The sequence below is a fragment of the Pseudomonas sp. BF-R-01 genome (assembly GCF_019946615.1).
Taxonomy (GTDB): Bacteria; Pseudomonadota; Gammaproteobacteria; order Pseudomonadales; family Pseudomonadaceae; genus Aquipseudomonas; species Aquipseudomonas migulae.
The window spans coordinates 19,475-40,674 of sequence record NZ_JAGYFX010000056.1 but is presented as its reverse complement, the minus strand read 5'-3'; the positions used below and the strand labels follow the sequence as shown (position 1 = coordinate 40,674).

At 61.2% G+C, this 21,200-nt stretch carries 19 protein-coding genes; 11 read left to right on the top strand and 8 right to left on the bottom strand.

Annotated elements, in window-relative coordinates; translation table 11 throughout:
* Positions 1 to 77: 77 nt before the first annotated feature.
* Genes KGB27_RS20020 through KGB27_RS31400 form a run of 3 tightly spaced genes read right to left on the bottom strand, consistent with a single transcriptional unit; the run spans position 78 to position 2,100 of the window.
* Positions 78 to 716: a response regulator transcription factor gene (locus KGB27_RS20020; RefSeq protein ID WP_223555980.1), complete on the bottom strand. Its 639-nt coding sequence runs from the start codon at positions 714 to 716 to the stop codon at positions 78 to 80.
* A complete protein-coding gene (locus KGB27_RS20015) occupies positions 713 to 1,975 on the bottom strand; it encodes a histidine kinase (protein WP_223450524.1) in 1,263 nt (420 codons plus the stop codon). Before KGB27_RS20015 ends, KGB27_RS20020 begins: the two co-directional genes overlap by 4 nt.
* A 2-nt stretch (positions 1,976 to 1,977) precedes the next feature.
* The gene (locus KGB27_RS31400) at positions 1,978 to 2,100 is read right to left on the bottom strand and encodes a hypothetical protein (protein ID WP_008024888.1); all 123 of its coding nucleotides are present in this window, start codon (positions 2,098 to 2,100) and stop codon (positions 1,978 to 1,980) included.
* Positions 2,101 to 2,257: 157 nt separating this feature from the next.
* Between KGB27_RS31400 and KGB27_RS20010 the strand changes: the two genes are divergently transcribed.
* From KGB27_RS20010 to KGB27_RS19985, 6 genes are all read left to right on the top strand, one after another.
* On the top strand, positions 2,258 to 3,442 hold the full coding sequence (locus KGB27_RS20010) for an ABC transporter substrate-binding protein (RefSeq protein WP_008036728.1): 1,185 nt from the start codon (positions 2,258 to 2,260) through the stop codon (positions 3,440 to 3,442).
* A 29-nt stretch (positions 3,443 to 3,471) separates the two neighbouring features.
* Positions 3,472 to 4,431 carry a YVTN family beta-propeller repeat protein gene (locus KGB27_RS20005; protein ID WP_223555976.1) on the top strand — a complete coding sequence of 320 codons (960 nt, stop codon included), beginning with the start codon at positions 3,472 to 3,474 and terminating at the stop codon, positions 4,429 to 4,431.
* The gene (locus tag KGB27_RS20000; protein WP_207285633.1) at positions 4,428 to 5,159 is read left to right on the top strand and encodes an ABC transporter ATP-binding protein; all 732 of its coding nucleotides are present in this window, start codon (positions 4,428 to 4,430) and stop codon (positions 5,157 to 5,159) included. The genes KGB27_RS20005 and KGB27_RS20000 overlap by 4 nt, the downstream gene beginning before the upstream one ends.
* On the top strand, positions 5,156 to 5,947 hold the full coding sequence (locus tag KGB27_RS19995) for an ABC transporter permease (protein WP_223555974.1): 792 nt from the start codon (positions 5,156 to 5,158) through the stop codon (positions 5,945 to 5,947). Before KGB27_RS20000 ends, KGB27_RS19995 begins: the two co-directional genes overlap by 4 nt.
* Positions 5,948 to 6,173: 226 nt before the next feature.
* Positions 6,174 to 6,731 (top strand): PQQ-dependent catabolism-associated CXXCW motif protein, encoded by a 558-nt coding sequence (locus tag KGB27_RS19990; protein ID WP_223555971.1) that lies wholly within the window; start codon positions 6,174 to 6,176, stop codon positions 6,729 to 6,731.
* A 56-nt stretch (positions 6,732 to 6,787) separates the two neighbouring features.
* Positions 6,788 to 7,453, top strand: a complete 666-nt coding sequence (locus tag KGB27_RS19985) for a response regulator transcription factor (RefSeq protein ID WP_008024898.1) — start codon at positions 6,788 to 6,790, stop codon at positions 7,451 to 7,453.
* 251 nt (positions 7,454 to 7,704) lie between these two features.
* Here KGB27_RS19985 and nahK read toward each other — a convergent pair whose 3' ends face one another.
* The 4 genes from nahK to KGB27_RS19965 form a co-directional block, all read right to left on the bottom strand.
* Positions 7,705 to 10,338 carry a hybrid sensor histidine kinase/response regulator NahK/ErcS' gene (gene nahK, locus KGB27_RS19980; protein ID WP_162130703.1) on the bottom strand — a complete coding sequence of 878 codons (2,634 nt, stop codon included), beginning with the start codon at positions 10,336 to 10,338 and terminating at the stop codon, positions 7,705 to 7,707.
* A complete protein-coding gene (gene nosP / locus KGB27_RS19975) occupies positions 10,268 to 11,431 on the bottom strand; it encodes a nitric oxide-sensing protein NosP (protein ID WP_008024902.1) in 1,164 nt (387 codons plus the stop codon). The genes nahK and nosP overlap by 71 nt, the downstream gene beginning before the upstream one ends.
* 625 nt (positions 11,432 to 12,056) lie before the next feature.
* The gene (locus KGB27_RS19970; protein ID WP_008040029.1) at positions 12,057 to 13,241 is read right to left on the bottom strand and encodes a porin; all 1,185 of its coding nucleotides are present in this window, start codon (positions 13,239 to 13,241) and stop codon (positions 12,057 to 12,059) included.
* A gap of 175 nt (positions 13,242 to 13,416) precedes the next feature.
* Entirely contained in the window at positions 13,417 to 14,223 is an 807-nt protein-coding gene (locus tag KGB27_RS19965) for a sulfite exporter TauE/SafE family protein (RefSeq protein WP_008034065.1), read from the bottom strand.
* 160 nt (positions 14,224 to 14,383) lie between these two features.
* On the opposite strand from KGB27_RS19965, the gene KGB27_RS19960 reads away from it, so the two are divergent.
* Positions 14,384 to 15,247, top strand: a complete 864-nt coding sequence (locus KGB27_RS19960) for an MBL fold metallo-hydrolase (protein ID WP_008034066.1) — start codon at positions 14,384 to 14,386, stop codon at positions 15,245 to 15,247.
* A gap of 157 nt (positions 15,248 to 15,404) precedes the next feature.
* Here KGB27_RS19960 and bkdR read toward each other — a convergent pair whose 3' ends face one another.
* Positions 15,405 to 15,893 carry a Bkd operon transcriptional regulator BkdR gene (bkdR, locus tag KGB27_RS19955; protein WP_008034067.1) on the bottom strand — a complete coding sequence of 163 codons (489 nt, stop codon included), beginning with the start codon at positions 15,891 to 15,893 and terminating at the stop codon, positions 15,405 to 15,407.
* A 186-nt stretch (positions 15,894 to 16,079) separates the two neighbouring features.
* On the opposite strand from bkdR, the gene KGB27_RS19950 reads away from it, so the two are divergent.
* Genes KGB27_RS19950 through lpdA form a run of 4 tightly spaced genes read left to right on the top strand, consistent with a single transcriptional unit; the run spans position 16,080 to position 21,033 of the window.
* A complete protein-coding gene (locus KGB27_RS19950) occupies positions 16,080 to 17,315 on the top strand; it encodes a 3-methyl-2-oxobutanoate dehydrogenase (2-methylpropanoyl-transferring) subunit alpha (RefSeq protein ID WP_008034068.1) in 1,236 nt (411 codons plus the stop codon).
* Position 17,316: 1 nt separating this feature from the next.
* Entirely contained in the window at positions 17,317 to 18,375 is a 1,059-nt protein-coding gene (locus KGB27_RS19945) for an alpha-ketoacid dehydrogenase subunit beta (protein WP_223555968.1), read from the top strand.
* On the top strand, positions 18,376 to 19,647 hold the full coding sequence (locus tag KGB27_RS19940) for a dihydrolipoamide acetyltransferase family protein (RefSeq protein ID WP_223555965.1): 1,272 nt from the start codon (positions 18,376 to 18,378) through the stop codon (positions 19,645 to 19,647).
* Positions 19,648 to 19,650: 3 nt separating this feature from the next.
* A complete protein-coding gene (gene lpdA / locus KGB27_RS19935) occupies positions 19,651 to 21,033 on the top strand; it encodes a dihydrolipoyl dehydrogenase (protein ID WP_192416574.1) in 1,383 nt (460 codons plus the stop codon).
* Positions 21,034 to 21,200 lie beyond the last annotated feature (167 nt).

The window sequence follows — 21,200 nt, the reverse complement described above, 5'->3', positions numbered from 1 at the left end:
GTCAGGCACCATTGATGTCGACTGATCCACCGCTATCGCCAGCAAGCCGGCTCCTACAGGGGAATGTGTGAATTCGATTATCCCGCCTTTCGCACCAAGCCCATATCAATCCCCAGGTGCACCAGCTCGGCATGGGAGCTCACCTGCAATTTGCTCTTGAGCAACGTCAGGTGATTGGAGACGGTCTTGCTGCTGATGCTCAGCTGTTCGGCAATCACACGGGCCGGGGTGCCTTTGGCGAGCATCACGAAAATCTCCAGTTCGCGCTGGGTCATGCTCTGCAAACGCGGGTCGCTGGCGTCCTGTTGCGGGTGACACGCCAGTTGAGTGGCCAGGGGCTGTTCGATATAGGCGTGGCCCGCGAGAATCCGCCGCACCGCCTCGATCAGCACTTCGGGCGCCGAGCTTTTGGTCAGGTAACCCGAAGCGCCCGCCTCCAGTGCCTGGCGCACCAGCGGCAGCTCATCGTGCATGCTGAAAAACAGCACGCGCAGTTGCGGCAGACGCTGTCGCAACCGGCGCGTGGTTTCCAGCCCGCTGATCCCCGGCAGGCCGAAATCCATGATCACCAGATTCGGCACGGTCTCCTGAACCCTGATCAGCGCTTCTTCACCCGTCGCTGCTTCACGCACTTCCATCGCCGGCAGCAACGCGCGCAATAAACTCGCGTAGCCCTGTCGGACCACCGCATGGTCATCCACCAGCAGAATATTCATGACGCCTCCAAAGGCATGCTCAAGGCCAGCGCCCAACCGGCGCCGGGGTGGCTGATGATGCGTAACTCACCGCCCAGACTGCGGGCGCGCTCGAACATCGAATACAAACCGACACCCGGCCGCTGTGGCTGGCGGGCGCCGCATCCGTTGTCACGAATCAATAAGCGCAAGTGGCCGCCGCAGTGTTGCAGGCGAACCCGCACCTGGCTTGCATCGGCGTGGCGAGCGACGTTGGTCAAGGCTTCCTGCAACAGGCGGTAGAGATGGGTTTTGGCCGGCGCAGACAATGGCGGCAACGAAGCGCTGACGCGCAACTGACAATCGACACCCTGTCGGCCTTGCCACTGCTCCACCAGCAACGCGAAAGCCTCGGCCAGCGGCAGGTGTTGCAACACCACCGGATAGAGGTCGTGCACCAGCGCTCTGAAACCTTGTTGCAGGTGCTCGCAGTTGTGTTCCAGCTCACGCACCGTGCGCTCCACGGTGTCCGGCTGATCGGCGACCAGGCGCAACAGACAGGCCTGCGCGCGAATCCCCGCCAGGTATTGACCGAGGTCGTCGTGCAGGGTCTGCGCCAGATGAGTGCGTTCCTGTTCCTGCACCGCCAGCAAGGTCTGGGTCAGTTGCGTGTTGTCGGCGCGCGCCTGTTCCAGTGCTTCGGTCATGCGATTGAAGTGCACCGCCAGTTGCCGCGCTTCCGGCAGCCCTTGCGCGCGCAGTCGCACCTTGAGCTGGCCTCCGGAAACCTGCCGCAATGCGCGCAGCAACTCATCGAGCAGGCCCATGCCCCGGCGCACGGCCCAGCGAATGGTCAACAGACTCAACAACAACGCCAGGCCACACAGGCTCAGTAATTGCTGGAGGGAATCCCAGACTTCATCGATTTCATCCCGTGGGTCGACCGCAATCAGCACACGCCGGCCATCCTGCAGATCCAGCTCCCGCGCGCTGTACCGGGCCTCGGCAAACAGCAATCGCCCGAGCCAGGCGTCGAGCCCGTCCTGCATTGGCGGTTGTGCCGCTTCGCCCGGTTCGAGCCAGCGCACCCGCACGTGACGCAGACTTTGCGTCAGCCGTGGTTGCAGGCTGGCGGGATCGCGCGCGGCGGTTTCGCTCAAGTACTCGACCACCGCCTCGGCGGATTGCAGCTCTCGCTCCACATCCGCCAGCGCCTGGTGCATCAGCAAGCCCATGCACGCCAAAGTGACCAGCGCGAAAAATCCGCAGACCCAGAGGTTGATCCGCCATAGGGCCGACACGCCTAGCGCCCCGGTGTCGCAGGCATCACCAGCAGCGACGCAGGGCGCGGGCCGTGGAGTTTGTCGACGCCGATCAGGCTCAGGATCAGCAGCAACGGCAGGAGCAGCGCCTTGAGAATACGCATGGTCGATCTCCTTCAGAGTGATGGCCGTTGTTGCCCATGCTAAAACCGCGCCGCCCTCGGCGAGTTACTACCTTGGTACTGCCTCACTGGTACTTTCTGCATATTTCATCCCGTCCTCAGGCTTCCTATGCTGGCGCTACCCGTGATGGAGTGCCCTATGCGCCAGCTTGCCCCTTACGCCCTGATCTACCTGTTGGCGATTGCCTGCGCCGCCGGGCTGGCGACGCAAAGTCAGGCGGCCGATGCACCGCTGCAAGTGCAGATCGGTTACCTGGGTTATCGCCCCGACCCGGGGCCCTTGCTGTCGAACATCATTCCCGAGCCCGTCGATGCCGGCCTGCGTGGCGCCGAACTGGCGATCACCGACAGCAACAGCACCGGGCGCTTTCTCAATCACAGTTACAGCCTGGCCAACGCCAACGTCGACAACCCGCAGGCCTTGCTCGATGCGGCCAAGGCGCAACACGCGCAAGGCCTGCGCCTGTTTGTGGTGAACGCACCGGTGGCCAGCCTGCGGCAACTCAGCGCCGCCCTGCCCGACAGTTTGCTGATCAACGCCGGCAGCCCGGATGACAGCCTGCGCACCACCGATTGCCTGCCAAACGTGCTGCACACGCTGCCAAGCCGGGCGATGCTCGCTGATGCCTTGGCGCAGTTTCTGGTGGTGCGCAAATGGCAACGGGCGCTGCTGATTGTCGGCCCGACCGTCGACGATCAAGCCTATGCCGCCGCCCTGCGCCGCGCGGCGAAACGCTTCGGCGTGCAACTGGTGGCGGAAAAAGCCTGGAGTTTCGATAACGATCAACGCCGCAGCGCCCAGGCCGACATGCCGCTGTTCACCCAGACCGCCGAGTACGACGTGGTACTGGTGGCCGATGAACGCGGTGACTTCGGCGAATACGTGCCCTACCAGACTTGGTATCCGCGCCCGGTGGCCGGCACTCAAGGCCTGACCCCGGTGGGCTGGCACAAGACCGTGGAAACTTACGGCGCAGCGCAATTGCAGAAACGCTTCGAAGCTATGGCCGGGCGCTGGATGAACGACCGCGACTTTGCCGCGTGGATAGCCGTGCGCAGCATCGCCAGCGCGGTGAGCAAACTGCGTCAGACCGATCCGATGGCGATCCGCAACCTGGAAGTCAGCGACCAATTGCCGCTCGATGGCTTCAAGGGTCGCAAGCTCAGTTATCGCCCTTGGAACGGCCAGTTGCGCCAGCCGATTCCCATCGTGCAGCCGCGGGCGCTGGTCAGCACCTCGCCACAGGACGGCTTTCTGCACCCCTTCAACGAAATGGACAGCCTCGGTTACGACAAACCCGAGGTCAGCTGCCGCTTTCCCTGATCTTCCACAACAACAATAAGGAATCCGCCATGCGCCGCACCCTGCTTTCATGCGCCCTGTTGCTCGCTGCCGGGCACGCCGCGGCCAGCACCGCCTGGGTCTCCAACGAAAAAGACAACAGCCTCAGCCTGATCGACATGCAGACCCTGCAAGTCACCGACACCCTGCCCGTCGGCCAGCGCCCGCGCGGTCTGTTGCTGTCCCACGACAACAAGCTGCTGTACATCTGCGCCAGCGATTCGGACCGGGTGCAGGTGATGGACGTGGCCACGCGCAAGATCATCAAGGAGCTGCCTTCGGGCAAGGACCCCGAGCAATTCGCCCTGCACCCGAACAATCGCTGGCTCTACGTTTCCAACGAGGACGATGCGCTGGTGACGGTGATCGACACCGAAACCTCCAAGGTGCTGAGTCAGATCAACGTCGGCGTCGAGCCCGAAGGCATGGCCGTCAGCCCGGACGGCAAATGGGCGGTGAACACCAGCGAAACCACCAACATGCTGCACTGGATCGACACCGGCACCCAGACCCTGGCCGACAGCACGCTGGTGGATCAGCGCCCGCGTTTTGTCGAGTTCGCGCCCGATGGCAAACAGTTGTGGGCCTCGGCGGAAATCGGCGGCACCGTGACCATTCTTGACACCGCCACCCGGCAGGTCCTCAAGACCCTGACCTTCCAGATCAAGGGCGTGCACCCGGACAAGGTGCAACCGGTGGGCATCAAACTCAGCGCCGACGGCAAGTACGGTTTCGTCGCGCTGGGCCCGGCCAACCACGTCGCGGTGATCGATGCTAGAACCTTCGAAATCCTCGATTACCTGCTGGTCGGCCGGCGCGTGTGGCAGATGGCATTCACCCCGGATCAGAAGCAATTGCTGGCCACCAATGGCGTCAGCGGCGATGTGTCGGTGATTGATGTCGACAGCCTCAAAGTGAGCAAATCGGTAAAGGTCGGGCGCTATCCATGGGGCGTGGTGGTGACGCCATGAACGCACTGGAAGTCAGCGACCTGAGTTTCGCCTACGGCGCGCGGGAGGCGTTGCGCCAAGTGAGTTTCAGCCTGGCGCCCGGTCGTTTTGCGGCGCTGCTGGGGCCGAACGGCGCCGGCAAATCAACGCTGATTGCCTTGCTGACGCGGCTGTACGATGTGCAACGCGGTGATATCCGTGTCGGTGCTTGTTCGTTGCGGGATGCGCCGCGCCCGGCGCTCAAGCAATTGGGTGTGGTGTTTCAGCAAAGTACGCTGGACCTTGACCTCAGCGTCGAGCAGAACCTGCGTTATCACGCCGCGCTGCACGGAATGTCGCGGCGTGAAACCGCAATTCGGGTCGATGCCGAACTGGCCCGTCAGTCGTTGACCGAACGCCGTCGCGAGCGGGTACGCGAGCTGAATGGCGGTCATCGTCGCCGGGTGGAAATCGCTCGCGCGCTGCTGCATGAGCCACGCCTGTTGCTGCTCGATGAGGCCAGTGTCGGCCTCGATCCGGCCAGTCGCCTGGCGCTCAATCAACACATCCGCAGCCTATGCCGAGAGCACCGCCTCAGCGTGCTCTGGACCACGCACTTGCTGGACGAGGTGCAGCCGAGCGATGACTTGCTGATTCTCCATCAGGGTCGTTTGGTCGCCAGTGGCCAGGCCGATGCGTTGAGCCTGGAACACGGCGGCGACCTCGGTTCGGCCTTCGCTCGCCTGACGACATCGGGAGCCGTGCGATGAACGCGTATTGGCAATGTTTCAGCGGCATCGTGCTGCGTGAATGGCTGCGTTTCGTGTTGCAGCGCACGCGGTTTCTCAGTGCACTGGTGCGCCCGCTGCTGTGGCTGCTGGTGTTCGCCGCCGGCTTTCGCGCGGCACTTGGCATCGCGATCATCGAGCCCTACGACACCTACATTCCGTATGAGGTCTACATCATTCCGGGGCTGGCCTGCATGATCCTGTTGTTCAACGGCATGCAAGGTTCGCTGTCGATGGTCTACGACCGGGAGATGGGCAGCATGCGCGTACTGCTGACCAGCCCCCTGCCCCGCACGTTTCTGCTGTGCAGCAAACTGTTGGCCACGTCGCTGATTTCGCTGTTGCAGGTGTACGCCTTCCTGGCGATTGCCTGGGTGTACGGCGTGCAGCCGCCGGCCATGGGCCTGTTGATCGCCTTGCCGGCGTTGCTGCTGGTGGCGTTGATGCTCAGTGCGTTGGGGTTGTTGCTGTCAAACGCGATCCGCCAGTTGGAGAACTTCGCCGGGGTGATGAATTTCGTGATCTTCCCGCTGTTTTTCCTGTCGTCGGCGCTGTACCCGCTGTGGAAGATGCGCGAGTCGAGCGAGTGGTTGTATTGGTTGTGCGCCGTGAATCCGTTTACGCATGCAGTGGAACTGGTGCGGTTTGCCTTGTATGAGCGCTTCAACCCGTTGGCATTGGCGGTATGCATCGGCCTGACGCTGCTGTTTTCGCTACTGGCAGTCCTCACCTTCAACCCCCAGCACGCCGCTCTGCGCAAATCCAACTAACCACCCAAATCCCCCTGTGGGAGCGAGCCTGCTCGCGATGGCGGAGTGTCAGCCGACATCAATGCCGGATGTGATGGCTTCATCGCGAGCAGGCTCGCTCCCACAATTGGATCTCCATCAAACATGGCAAAATTACTACTTTAGTACTGGTTTTCCTGTCTATCGTCGCATTCCCAACGCACCGCGACTGGCATGTAATGGGCTCATAACTATAAGGACTGAACCCATGCCGCGTGCCCGACGTGTTCTGCTGCGCCCTTCCCTCGCTGTGTTATCGCTGAGCCTGTTGCTGGGCGTCGCACACGCCGAAACACCGCTGTTCTCTGCTGATGGCTATCGCATCGGCCTGTACCGCAGCCCCACGCCGAATCAGGCCGAAGGTGCCGCCATCATCGACACCGCCGCCCTGCAAACCCTGCTCACCCAGACGCCTCGCCCAGTGTTGATCGATGTCTACCGCCGCCAATGGCTGCAAGGGCGTTTCATCGAAGACCAACCCCACGAAAACCTGCCCGGCAGCCACTGGCTGGCCAACACCGGCGACGGCGACCTGACGCCCGACTGGCAGGATTACTTCTCGCGCAATCTGCAAAAATTCACCGCCGGCGATCCCCGGCAACCGCTGGTCTTTTACTGCCGGTCCGATTGCTGGTTGAGCTGGAATGCGGTCAAACGCGCCGCCGCCATGGGCTATAAGACTCTGTATTGGTATCGCGATGGCCTGGATGCCTGGCAAGCGGCGAACCTGCCCGTGACACCCGCCCTGCCCGAACCTTTTCCCTGACCTTTACGCGTGCGTGTTGTTGCCACACCATAATCAAAATAATGAGGTGAAAGGCTATGTACAAAATTCTGATTGCCGACGATCACCCGCTGTTTCGCGAAGCCATTCATAACGTCATCAGCGATGGATTCCCGGGCAGCGAGGTCATGGAAACCGCCGACCTCGACAGCGCCCTGGCGCTGACTCAGGACCACGACGACCTGGACCTGATCCTGCTCGACCTGAACATGCCCGGCATGCACGGCCTCAATGGCCTGATCAATCTGCGCAACGAGGCACCGACCATTCCAGTGGTGATCGTCTCGGCGGAACAGGACAAGCAGATCGTGCTGCAAGCCATCACCTATGGCGCGGTGGGTTTCATCACCAAGTCCTCGCCACGGGTGCAGATGACCGACGCGATCCAGCAGATTCTCAATGGCAACGTCTACCTGCCGCCGGACATCATCCGCACGCAGAAAAGTGGCACCCACCGCCGGATGAACGACACCCCGAGCTTCCCGCCGGAACTGCTCCAGGCCCTGACCCGCAAACAGTTGCTGGTGCTGGAGCGCATGACCAAAGGCGAGTCGAACAAACAGATCGCCTACACCCTGGAAATCGCTGAAACCACGGTCAAGGCCCATGTTTCGGCGATTTTGCGCAAACTCAATGTGCACAATCGGGTGCAGGCGATCCTGAGTGCCGGGGATATTGATTTCGGCTCTTATCTACGACGTTAAACCGCGTCGCGCCCATCGCCAGCAAGCTGGCTCCTACAGGAACAACGCAACCCCCTGTAGGAGCCGGCTTGCCGGCGATGAGGCCATCAGCCCCCGCACAAATTTCAGGGCCTGCCGAGCAAATCGCCAGCAAGCTGGCTCCTACAGGAACAACGCAATCCCCTGTAGGAGCCGGCTTGCCGGCGATGAGGCCATCAGCACCCGCACAAACTTCAGGGCTGGCGATGAGGCCCTCAACATCAACAAATATCTCAAGGCCGGCCGAGCAAATGACTCATCGCCGTCTTCAGCTTCATCGGCCGCACCGGCTTATGCATCAAGGTGTGCCCCAGCTCTCGAATCTGCAATTTGAGTTCATTGCTGTAATTGGCGGTGATCATCATCGCCGGAATGGCTGAGCCGCGCCGGGCGTTGATCCGCGCCACGGCATCCACGCCGTTCTGATCGTCATCCAGGTGGTAATCGGCAATCAGCAAATCCGCCTCGGCGTGATAATTGTCCACTTGCCGCGCCAAATCCTGCTCCGACAGCGCCGTCACCACCAGACAACCCCACCCTTCGAGCAAGGTGCGCATGCCGGCGCAAATCGCCGCATCGTTATCCAGCACCCATACCCGTGCACCGCGCAGACGTTCGAGCATCGGCTCGCTCATCAACAGGCTCGGCAGTGCCTTGGGTGCCGTCGCGCTCAACGGCACCTCGACGGAAAACACCGAGCCCTTGCCCGGCCACGAACGCACGTGAATGCGGTGCCCGAGAATCCCGGCAATTTTCTCGACGATTGCCAACCCCAGCCCCAACCCGCGATCCTGATCCGGACGTTGCACATCACCGCGTTTGAACTCCTGGAAAATCTCTTCCAGACGGTTTTCGGCGATGCCCATGCCGCTGTCCCAGACCTCGATCGACAGTCGCTGATGATGCCGCCGGCAACCGAGCACCACGCGGCCGCTGTAGGTGTAGCGAATAGCGTTGCTCAACAGGTTGCGCAGGATCCGCGCAAGCAATTGAATGTCGCTGCGCACCAGCGCCGAACACCCGATGAAATGCAGCTCAAGCCCTTCGCTACGCGCGACCTGGGTGTACTCGGCGGCGAGGTTTTCCAGCAACTCGCTCAAGGCGAACGGCGCAATGTCGGCCTTGATCACCCCGGCATCGAGTTTGGAAATGTCGACCAGCGTACCGAGCAGATTCTCCACGTCCTCCAGGGAATTGCTGACGTTGCGCACCAGAATCTCGTTGGCCAGCGGCTCCCGGCGTTCGAGCAAGGCGCTGGTGAACAGGCGCGCGGCGTTCAGCGGTTGCAGCAAGTCATGGCTGACGGCGGCAAGAAACTTGGTCTTCGACAGGTTGGCCTGCTCGGCTTCGAGCTTGGCCTCGCGCAGGCGTGATTCAACCCGCCGACGTTCGTCGATCTCGCGCAGCAACTGGTCATTGAGGGTCGTCAGTTCCGCCGTACGTTCGCGCACCCGCAGTTCAAGGTTCTGATAGGCCTGGTGCAACGCCTCGGCCGTGCGGCGGCGCTCGGTGATGTCGCGGATCAACACGAAAATCCCCACCACTTCGCCGGTTACCAGCCGATTGGGCACGTAGGAGCGCAGCATGTAGCGCTCCTGGTTGTTGATGTTGGTTTCGGCGAATTCGAACGTCACGCTCTCACCGGCCAATGCCCGCGCCACATAAGCTTCCAGGCGCTGGTAATGCTGCTCGCTGTGCACTTCGCGCAGGCTCTGCCCGAGCATCACGCCACGCGGCCAGCAGTACCATTCTTCGTAGACCTTGTTGGTGAACTCGTAGACAAGGTCGGCATTGAGGTAGGCGATCAGCGCCGGTACGTGGTCGGTGATCAGGCGAATCCAGCGCTCGCTTTCGCTCAGCGCTTCGGCGTGCTGGTAGCGTTCGGTGATGTCGGTAAAGGTGTTGACGAAGCCGCCGGTGGGCAGCGGATGCGTGCGGATTTCCAGGACCCGGCCATCGTAAAGTCGCTGCTCGCATTCCTGCACCGGGCGCCCGTTGCCGTCGCGGCTGGCCGGGGTCAGCAGGTTCAACTCGCTGTCGGCGATCACTTCGGCGAACGGTCGATGCGCCGCCACCGGCGCCAGGCCGCTGAGTTCAAGGAAGCGTCGGTTCCACAACTCCAGAATGCCCTCGGCGTTGACCATCGCTACGCCTTGGGACAGGTTGTCCACGGCCCGTTGCAACAAATGCGATTTCTGCGCCACGGCCTGCTCGCGGCGCACGGTTTCACTGAGTTTGACGTCGGTGATGTCGGTGAACAGGATCACCCGCCCGCCTTCCTGGGTCGGCCGTTCGCTGACTTGCAGCCAACGACCGTCCTGCAAGCGGAACAGCAGGTTCTCGTCGGCCTGCCCGCGCGGTTCTTCGGTGAACAGCCCGGTGGACAGCATCAACCGCTTGACCTCGGCCAGGCGCATGCCGGCGTTGATCCGCACCCGGCTGTTACCCCAGAACGCCTTGAAGCGGCTGTTGAACAGCACGATCCGCTGCTCTGCGTCGAACAATACAAAGGCGTCGGAAATGCTCTCGATGGCATCGATCAAGTGTTGATGCGCGGTTTCCGCTCGCAGACGCGCTTCACTGAGCAAGTGATTGCCTGACTTCAGTTCAGCCATGGCCTGGTTCAAGGCATCGGTGCGCTCACGTACCTGTTCGGCCAGCACCACCGAATGCTGGAACGCCGCGTACGGGTCGTTGCCGCGGGTGATGCCGGACTCGATCCGTTCGATCAGCGCAGCATTGATGCGCTGCAATTTGTGGTTTTCGTGCCGCAGGCTGGCGACTTGAGCCGCAAGCTCAGCGATGTCCAGGGGAGCGGCCTCGGGCAATGGCAACCCCGGTGAAGGTCTGGTTGATGTGCATGCCATTGAACTGTTCTCCGTAGGTGTTGAAACCCATCACCCGCTGGTCGCGCAAAAACCTGCCGATCTGCTCCAGATTGCCGCCGTCTTCCAGTTCCAGGCGCCTGAGAAAACAGTCGCAGCCGATGGTCAACAACAGGTCACCGAGGCGTTCCTGCAAACCGTCGAACAGGGTTTGCAGATTGGGCAGCATCGGCCCTGGGGTCATGACGGTGAGGACGATGCCGTTTTCCACGGCGCAGTAGAAACTCAGGCTCAAGTCCGGGTGCACCTGCTGGATGGCCCGCACGTAATACTGATCGTTGATCCGCACCGCCAGCGGGTGGGCGGCGAAGATCCGATGATCGAGTTCAGCCACGGGCACGCCGATGTGCCGGGCGTACTCCTCGGCGGCCGGTTCGGCATTCAGTTCGAAGACCCGGCGCGAGGCACTGTCGGCGCCAGTGACCACCAGTTTTTCCGCTCTCGGCAGGATGTGGTGGGTGGTGAAGACTTCGAAGTCGAGCCAGGTGTTGACCAGCACCACCACCGCCGCGCCGCTGTGGAACTCGCCGCCGAAGTAAACGTGGGTGTGGGTCAGGTAATTGTCGTCGCCGGCCGAGCCACCGAAATGCGGAATGTCGCCCAGCGCCGCGCTCAACGCCGCGAGCACCATTTCTTCACGGCTGGACAAACCATCGAGCAAGGTCAGCGCAAAGCTGTTGCCCTTGATCGGCGCCAGGGTGTTGCTGCGACAACCACTGACCAGACGCTCGACCATTTGCTGGGCGTCGATCAGGCTGAAGCGCTCCATCTCGTCGATCAATTCGGCATCGATGGAAAAATGCCGATGGTCGAAACCCACCGCCGTCACACAGTTGCGCCCGTAACCCAGCGGGGTGATTTCCCCGGCGCTTGTGCAACCGACCAGACGGATCCCGCCGAAGCTCTGCTGCAAGGCCTGGCCCAGCGCCTGCAAGTCGTACTCGGCGGAGCAGAAAAACAGCACAAAGCCCAAATGCGGATGCAGCAACTGCCGCGCCAGCTCCTGAGCCACCTGCTGGGCATCGGTCGCCTGGGACATCGCACTGACGACCCCGTCGCTCTGAACCTGCTGCATCGTCGCCTCCCGCAGGTGCGCATGTGTGAGGTTGGAGTGTACGAAGGCAGCGGTCGGCGACGTATGCTACTTGGGTAGCGGTCAGGCGCTTCGATGGGATGAGAGTCCCAGCAAACACCACAAAACCTGTAGGAGCCGGCTTGCTGGCGATAGCGGTGGGTCAGGCAACAATGATGGTGACTGACAGTCCGTCATCGCCGGCAAGCCGGCTACTACAAATCCGCGCCCGGCGCGCCATTTTCTGCCATGACACAAAACCTGTAGGAGCCGGCTTGCTGGCGATGGCGGTGAGTCAGGCAACAATGATGGTGACTGATGCGCCGCTATCGCCGGCAAGCCGGCTCCTACAATTCCGTGCCCGGCGCGCCGTTTTCTGCCATAACACAAAACCTGTAGGAGCCGGCTTGCTGGCGATAGCGGTGGGTCAGGCAACAATGATGGTGACTGACAGTCCGTCATCGCCGGCAAGCCGGCTCCTACAAATCCGCGCCCGGCGCGCCGCTTTCTGCCATGACACAAAACCTGTAGGAGCCAGCTTGCTGGCGATAGCGGTGGGTCAGGCAACAATGATGGTGACTGACAGTCCGTCATCGCCAGCAAGCCGGCTCCTACAAGGGATTGGGGGTTACCAGGTCAACACCGCCCCCACCGCGAAGGTGTCGGTGTCTTCGTTTTGCGCGCTGGTTTGGTGGCCATTGATTTCGAACTGGTTGTACTCGGCCACCAGTTTCAGGTTGTCGTTGACGTCATGGAACAGCGCAATGCCGCGAGTCTCATAGTCCGCGCCGCTGCCCACCACGCCGTTGCCGTCGTCCTTGGTCTTGCCGTAGGACAAGGCCAGGCGGTTTTTGCCCAGCTTGTACGAGCCCTGTAACAGGTAGCCGTCGCTGTCGACATTACGCAACGTCGGTTCGCCAGCGTTGTTGGTGAAGAACGGGTTGATACCCTTGGCCTGAAAGCCCGAACCGGTCAGCGACAAACCGCCCATTTTCGCCTGCACGCCATAGCCCAAACCTTTGGAGGTCACGGACTGCACCGTGGAATCGGTGTTGTCCGAAGTCTGGTAGCTGCCGTTCACCCAGCTGTAAATCTTCGCCCCGGCGAGGTCGAACTGGTAAGTGATCTCGCTCTCGGTGCGCGGGTTTTCCTGATAGGCCTTGCCGGTCGCGCTGCTGTCGTTGGTGTCCACCGGGTCCATGATCCCGACCGCGACTCGCAGGCCGTCCATCACCGGGGTGCGGTAAGTGATCTGCGATGTCGGGAACGGGTACGGATAGCCGCTGCCGATGTTGCCGAACGACACCCCGCCGCCATCCACCAACCCGAGCGTGTCGCTGACCTGGCCGTAACCGGCCAGCAACTCATCGAGCAGAATGTTGGAACGGGCAAACAGGCCGAAGTCCTTGCCGATCAGCACTTCGCCCCATTCCGGGTTGGCCACTGTGCCATAGAACTGCCGCACGTCGATGGCGGTGTCGGTGCCGTTGGTTTCGCTGTCGTTGATGGTCACCCAGAACGACGCCCGGGCGCCGAGCTTGAGGTCATCGACCTGCTTGCCCATGTTGAAGCCTAGGTAGTTGGGCAAAAAGCCCATTTTCACCCGCGCCTGTCGACGGTCGAACTGCTCGCCGGCACGGTCGACGTCGCTGTTCACATAGAAGGCGTTGATGTAGCCATCGGTGGAAAACGTGGTCTGGTCCTTGTCGTACAGCATGATTTCGGCTTCGGCCATTGAGCTCAAACCCAGGGCCGACAGGCTGGCGATGAAGGCTGGCAAGTAACGGTGCTTGAAATTCTTATTGTTGTGCATGACGCGCTCCGCAGCGGGGGACTGGATGTCGGAGGCGATTATCGAAAGCGGACCGGCGGCGTCATACGCTGCCTTGGGGGTGATTTTGAAGTGCTTTGGCGTGGCCGGTGGAGTGCAGCAAGTTGGGTGTAAGACCGGGCCACGACGAGGGCCCGGAACTTAAGGTGTAAGACGCCTAGATGCCGGCCTTGAACAGCATGTAGGCCGCGACCACCACGCAGAGGCTGGCGAAGCCGATCTGCAAGGCCCGGGCCGGTACTCGGGCGCACAACTGTCGGCCAACGATCATGCCGATGACGCTCGCAACAATGAACGCCACCCCCAGACCATCGATCCGCACCCCGGCATGAAATGCACCGATCACGCCGATGGCAGAAATCAGGCTGATGACCATCAAGGACGTCGCGACGATCCCGCGCATCTGCACATCGGTCAGTTGTTTGAACGCCGGGACGATCAGAAACCCGCCGCCGACCCCGAGCAACCCCGAGACCACGCCGGTCACCGCGCCGAGTGCAGCCAGGGTTGCGGTGCATTTGGCGGTCCAGGAAAAGCGCCCGGTCTGTTGATCGAGCATGCAGTTTTTCTGGCCCCAGTTGGCGTGGCCGTGATCGCTCGGCCCTTCTTCATGGCGCTCGCGGCGCAGCATCCGCCAGGCCACCATGACCATCAGCAGGCTGAACAGAATCATCAGGATTTTTTCCGGCAGTTGATGGGCAAAGTAGATGCCGACCGGGGAAAAAATCGCCCCCAGCAAGGCGATCAACAACGCTGCGCGATAACGCACCAGGCCATGGCGCAACCCATCGACGGCGCCGACCGCCGCTGCGCTGCCCACCGCAAACAATGCAACGGGGGCCGCTTGTGTCATGGTCAAACCCAACCCCAGCACCAGGGCCGGAACCGCAAGAATGCCGCCACCGGCGCCGGTCAATCCGAGGACCAGGCCCATGGCCACACCAAAAAAACTTGCCAGCAACATAAAACGCTCGTGATCCGTGAGAAGAGCCGGGAACGCCCGGTATCGATGACTGACAGGATAGAGCCCGCGCAGCTTTTTTCCTGCATTGAATTGATCGGGGCTGGTCAGCGCAGGGAAAATGAAACTACCCTGAACACCTGTCCCAAAAGAAACGGCCACCATGCCCGCCTTGATTGAAGCCTTCCTCGACCCCGCCTCATCGACCTACAGTTACGTCGTTTACGAGGCCGACGGCAGCCAGTGTGCAATCGTCGACCCGGTACTCGACTACGACCCGGCCGCCGGGCGCACCGCCACCACCCAGGCCGATAAAATCATCGCCTTTGTGGGTGAACATCAGTTGCAGGTGCAATGGCTGCTGGAAACCCATGCCCACGCCGATCACATGTCTGCCGCGCCTTATCTGCGTCGGGAGCTGGGCGGCAGGATTGCGATTGGTCAGTCGATCAGCAAGGTGCAGGGCGTGTTCAAAGGCCTGTTCAACCTTGAGCCGGAATTTGCCGTGGACGGTTCGCAGTTCGATCACCTGTTCGCCCCGGACGAATCGTTCATGATCGGCAACCTCAAGGCCACGGCGCTGCACGTGCCCGGTCACACGCCCGCGGACATGGCCTATTTGATCGACAGCAGTGTCATTCTGGTGGGCGATACGTTGTTCATGCCGGATGTCGGCACTGCGCGCTGCGACTTTCCCGGCGGGAATGCCAATCAATTGTTCGCCTCGATCCAGAAGCTGCTGGCGTTTCCGGCCAGCGTGCGGCTTTACGTTTGCCACGACTATCCTCCTGAAAATCGCAAACCCCAGTGCCAGACCACGGTGGGCGAGCAGCGCAAGAGCAACATCCACATCCATGACGGCATCGACGAAGCGGCATTCGTCGCCATGCGCACCCGGCGCGATGCGGGGCTGGGTATGCCGACGCTGTTGTTGCCGGCGATTCAGGTCAACGTACGAGCCGGGAATTTGCCACCGCCCGAGGAAAACGGCGTCACCTACCTGAAAATCCCCCTGAACAAACTCTGACTCTTGCTGGCGATGGCGATCCCGAAACCGCCATCGCTGGCAAGCCAGGCTCCCACAATTGCGCGGTGCCGCACCAACCCGCCCCCACCACAAAACCTGTAGGAGCCGGCAAGCCGGCTCCTACAGGTTTTGTGGTGTTTTTTTGGGGGGGGGCAGGTCAATTGGTCAGGGTCAATCCATTCGCCGGCAGCGGCAGCGCGGTTTTATAGCGCACCTGCTTCAGCGCAAAGCTTGAGCGGATGTTCGCCACACCGGGCACTTTGGTGAGGAAGTCCATCATGAAACGCTCCAGCGACTGAATGGTCGGCACCAGCACCCGGATCAGATAATCCGGATCACCCGCCATCAAATAGCACTCCATCACTTCCGGGCGATCCGAGATCGCTTCTTCGAAATGCTGCAACGCCTCCTCCACCTGTTTCTCCAGGCTGACATGAATGAACACATTCACATGCAGCCCCAACAGGTCGGCGTCCAACAGCGTCACTTGCTCGCGAATCAGGCCCAATTCTTCCATCGCCTTGACCCGGTTGAAGCACGGCGTCGGCGAGAGATTCACCGAGCGTGCGAGGTCGGCGTTGGTGATGCGCGCGTTCTCCTGAAGGCTGTTGAGAATGCCGATATCGGTACGGTCCAATTTGCGCATGAGAAAAAACCACCTGTTATTTTTGTTTATGCAGATTTTTTAACCTCAAATGACCACCAACGCAACGAAACACAGATAAATATTCTCCTGCGCCGGGCCTATGATGTTTGTAGGACAAGATTTCCATAACACGTGGAATGACGGTCAGCTCACTACAAGAAATTCACAAGATCGAGCGTAGAAGCCATGAACCAAGCGTATGAACCGCTGCGCCTGCACGTCCCTGAACCCTCGGGCCGTCCAGGCTGTAAAACCGACTTCTCCTACCTGCATCTGACCGATGCCGGCACGGTGCGCAAACCCCCAATCGACGTTGAACCCGCCGACACGGCCGATCTGGCCCGCGGCCTGATTCGCGTGCTCGACGATCAGGGCAATGCCCTGGGCCCGTGGGCCGAAGGCGTACCGGTGGAGATCCTGCGTAAAGGCATGCGCGCCATGCTCAAGACGCGGATCTACGACAACCGCATGGTGGTCGCCCAGCGTCAGAAAAAAATGTCGTTCTACATGCAAAGCCTTGGCGAAGAAGCCATCGGCAGCGCCCAGGCCCTGGCCTTGAACATCGACGACATGTGCTTTCCGACCTACCGCCAGCAAAGCATCCTGATGGCACGTGAAGTGCCGCTGGTGGACCTGATCTGCCAGTTGCTGTCCAACGAGCGCGATCCGCTCAAAGGCCGTCAGTTACCGATCATGTACTCGGTCAAGGAAGCTGGTTTCTTCACCATTTCCGGCAACCTCGCCACCCAATTCGTCCAGGCTGTCGGCTGGGGCATGGCCTCGGCGATCAAGGGCGATACCAAAATCGCCTCGGCCTGGATCGGCGACGGTGCCACTGCCGAGTCGGACTTCCACACCGCCCTGACCTTCGCCCACGTGTACCGCGCGCCGGTGATCCTCAACGTGGTCAACAACCAATGGGCCATCTCCACCTTCCAGGCGATTGCCGGTGGTGAAGCCACTACATTCGCCGGTCGTGGCGTCGGTTGCGGCATCGCCTCCCTGCGCGTCGACGGTAACGATTTCTACGCGGTCTACGCCGCTTCCGCCTGGGCTGCCGAGCGCGCCCGCCGCAACCTTGGCCCGACCATGATCGAATGGGTCACCTACCGCGCCGGCCCGCACTCGACCTCCGACGATCCGTCCAAATACCGTCCTGCCGACGACTGGAGCCACTTCCCGTTGGGCGACCCGATTGCGCGCCTGAAGCAGCACCTGGTGAAAATCGGTCACTGGTCCGAAGAGGAACACGTCGCCGTCAGCGCCGAACTGGAAGCCGAAGTCATCGCCGCGCAGAAAGAAGCCGAGCAGTACGGCACCCTCGCCGGCGGCCAGATTCCGAGCGCCGCGACCATGTTCGAAGACGTCTATAAAGAGATGCCGGAGCACTTGAAGCGCCAGCGTCAAGAGTTGGGGATCTGACATGAACGATCACAACAACAATATTCAACCGGAAACCGCCATGACCACGACCACCATGACCATGATCCAGGCCCTGCGCTCGGCCATGGATGTGATGCTTGAACGTGACGACAACGTCGTGGTGTTTGGTCAGGACGTTGGCTACTTCGGTGGCGTGTTCCGTTGCACCGAAGGCTTGCAGAACAAGTACGGCACCTCCCGCGTGTTCGATGCGCCGATCTCCGAAAACGGCATCGTCGGTGTTGCCGTGGGCATGGGCGCCTATGGTTTGCGTCCGGTGGCCGAAATCCAGTTCGCCGACTACGTGTACCCGGCATCGGACCAGATCATTTCCGAAGCCGCCCGCCTGCGTTATCGCTCGGCCGGCGAGTTCACCGCCCCGATGACCCTGCGCATGCCTTGCGGCGGCGGCATCTACGGTGGGCAGACGCACAGCCAGAGTATCGAGGCGATGTTTACCCAGGTCTGCGGCTTGCGCACGGTGATGCCGTCCAACCCGTACGACGCCAAGGGCCTGCTGATCGCCTCCATCGAAAACGATGACCCGGTGATCTTCCTGGAGCCAAAACGCCTGTACAACGGCCCGTTCGATGGTCACCACGAACGTCCGGTCACGCCATGGTCGAAACACCCGGCTGCGCAAGTCCCGGACGGTTACTACACCGTACCGCTGGACGTCGCCGCCATCACCCGTCCGGGCAAGGACGTGACCATCCTGACTTACGGCACCACCGTTTATGTGTCGCAAGTCGCCGCTGAAGAAACCGGGATCGACGCTGAAGTCATCGACCTGCGCAGCCTGTGGCCGCTGGACCTGGAAACCATCACCAAGTCGGTGAAGAAAACCGGCCGTTGCGTGATCGTTCACGAAGCGACCCGCACCTGCGGTTTCGGTGCCGAACTGGCTGCCCTGGTGCAAGAGCACTGCTTCCACTACCTGGAAGCGCCGATCGAACGCGTCACCGGTTGGGACACCCCCTACCCGCACGCGCAAGAGTGGGCGTATTTCCCTGGTCCGTCCCGAGTGGGCGCGGCTTTGCATCGGGTTATGGAGGTCTGAATGGGCACGCACGTTATTAAAATGCCGGACATTGGTGAAGGCATTGCAGAAGTTGAACTGTCGGTATGGCACGTCAAAGTCGGCGACATGGTCGTCGAAGATCAGGTGCTGGCCGATGTCATGACCGACAAGGCGATGGTCGACATCCCTTCGCCGGTGCACGGCAAGGTCATTTCGCTGGGCGGCGTGCCCGGCGAAGTCATGGCGGTTGGCAGCATCCTGATCAGCATTGAAGTCGAAGGCGCGGGCAACGTTAAAGAGTCGGCCCAGCCTGCGGTTGCCGCCGAGAAAGAAGCACCGGCACCCAAAGTCGAAGCTGTTGTGGCAACCAAACCGGCTACTGCCGCAGCGCCGCGAGCGGCCGTCTGCCAGGGCCCGATGGTGGCTCGCGAAGCCGACGAGCGTCCGCTGGCCTCCCCGGCCGTGCGCAAACATGCACTGGACCTCGGCATTCAATTGCGCCTGGTGCGTGGCACTGGTCCTGCCGGTCGTGTGCTGCACGAAGACCTGGACGCCTATCTTGCGCAAGGTCAGTCGAATGCAACGACTGCCACCGCCGCTTACGCCCAGCGTAACGACGAAGAACAGATCCCGGTGATCGGCATGCGCCGCAAGATCGCCCAGCGCATGCAGGACGCCACTCAGCGCGCTGCCCACTTCAGTTATGTCGAAGAAATCGACGTCACGGCCGTGGAAGAACTGCGTGCGCACCTGAACGAAAAACACGGTGCGACCCGTGGCAAGCTGACCCTGTTGCCATTTTTGGTCCGCGCCCTGGTCGTCGCCCTGCGCGACTTCCCGCAGATCAACGCCCGTTACGACGACGAAGCCCAGGTCATCACCCGCCTCGGCGCAGTGCATGTGGGCATCGCCACTCAAGCCGACATCGGTTTGATGGTGCCCGTGGTGCGTCACGCCGAAGCCCGCAGCCTGTGGGATAACGCCGCCGAAATCTCCCGCTTGGCCAACGCCGCGCGTAACGGCAAGGCCAGCCGCGATGAATTGTCCGGTTCGAGCATCACCCTGACCAGCCTCGGCGCGTTGGGTGGAATCGTCAGCACCCCGGTGCTGAACCTGCCGGAAGTGGCGATCGTCGGCGTCAACAAAATCGTCGAACGCCCAATGGTGGTCAAAGGCCAGATCGTGATCCGCAAGATGATGAACCTCTCCAGCTCCTTCGATCACCGCGTGGTCGATGGCATGGACGCGGCGCAATTCATCCAGGCCGTTCGTGGCTTGCTCGAACAACCCGCTACCTTGTTTGTGGAGTAAGGCATGCAGATTTTGAACACCACGCTGCTGATCATCGGTGGCGGTCCTGGCGGTTATGTGACGGCGATCCGTGCCGGTCAGTTGGGCATCTCGACCATTCTGGTAGAAGGCGAATCGTTGGGCGGTACCTGCCTGAACATCGGCTGTATCCCGTCGAAAGCGTTGATCCACGTTGCCGAGCAGTTCCACCAGACGCAGCACCACAGCAAACACTCTGCGTTGGGCATCAGCGTCTCGGCGCCGACCCTCGATATCAGCAAAAGCGTCGAGTGGAAGGACGGCATCGTTGATCGCCTGACCACTGGCGTTTCGGCGCTGCTGAAAAAGAACAAAATCCAGGTTATTCAAGGTTTTGCGAAAGTTATCGATGGTAAAACCGTAGAAGTCGGCGACACGCGCATTCAGTGCGAGCACCTGGTGCTCGCCACCGGGTCGAAAAGCGTGAACCTGCCGATGCTGCCGATTGGCGGGCCGATCATCTCCTCCACCGAAGCCTTGGCGCCGACGTCGGTGCCAAAACGGCTGGTGGTGGTCGGTGGCGGTTACATCGGTCTGGAACTGGGGATTGCCTATCGCAAGCTTGGCGCCGACGTCAGTGTGGTCGAGGCGCAGGATCGTATCCTGCCGGCTTACGACGCTGAACTGACCCAGCCTGTTCATGATGAATTGAAAAAACTCGGCGTGAAGCTTTACTTGAAGCACAGCGTCCAAGGCTTTGATTCTAATAACAATACCTTGCAGGTTCTCGAACCGAACGGCGAAACCCTGAACCTGGAAACCGATCAGGTACTGGTCGCCGTTGGCCGCAAACCCAACACCCAGGGCTGGAACCTCGAAGCGCTGAATCTGGACATGAACGGCTCGGCGATCAAGATCGACAACCGTTGCCAGACCAGCATGCGCAACGTGTACGCCATCGGCGACCTCAGCGGTGAACCGATGCTTGCGCACCGGGCCATGGCTCAAGGCGAGATGGTGGCCGAGCTGATCAGCGGTAAAACCCGCGAGTTCAACCCGACGGCTATCGCTGCCGTGTGCTTCACCGACCCGGAACTGGTGGTGGTCGGCAAGACCCCGGACGAGGTCAAGGCTGCGGGCCTGGACTGCATCGTTTCAAGCTTCCCGTTCGCGGCCAATGGCCGGGCGATGACGCTGGAATCGAAAAGCGGCTTCGTGCGAGTGGTCGCTCGTCGGGACAATCACGTGATTGTTGGCTGGCAGGCCGTTGGCGTGGGTGTTTCGGAATTGTCGACCGCGTTTGGCCAAAGCCTGGAAATGGGCGCCCGGCTGGAAGACATCGCCGGCACCATCCATGCGCATCCGACCTTGGGCGAAGCCGTCCAGGAAGCCGCGCTGCGGGCTCTTGGCCACGCGCTGCACCTGTAAAACAAAGCGTACGCCGAACCTGTAGGAGCCGGCTTGCCGGCGATGGCGGTATATCTGGCACACCGAGTCGTATCGATCGCCGGCAAGCCGGCTCCTACAAGGATTGCATTCCGGGCTGCGAATTGGGCCCGGAATGAAGTATTGTTGTCCCCATCCAAAAAACGTCA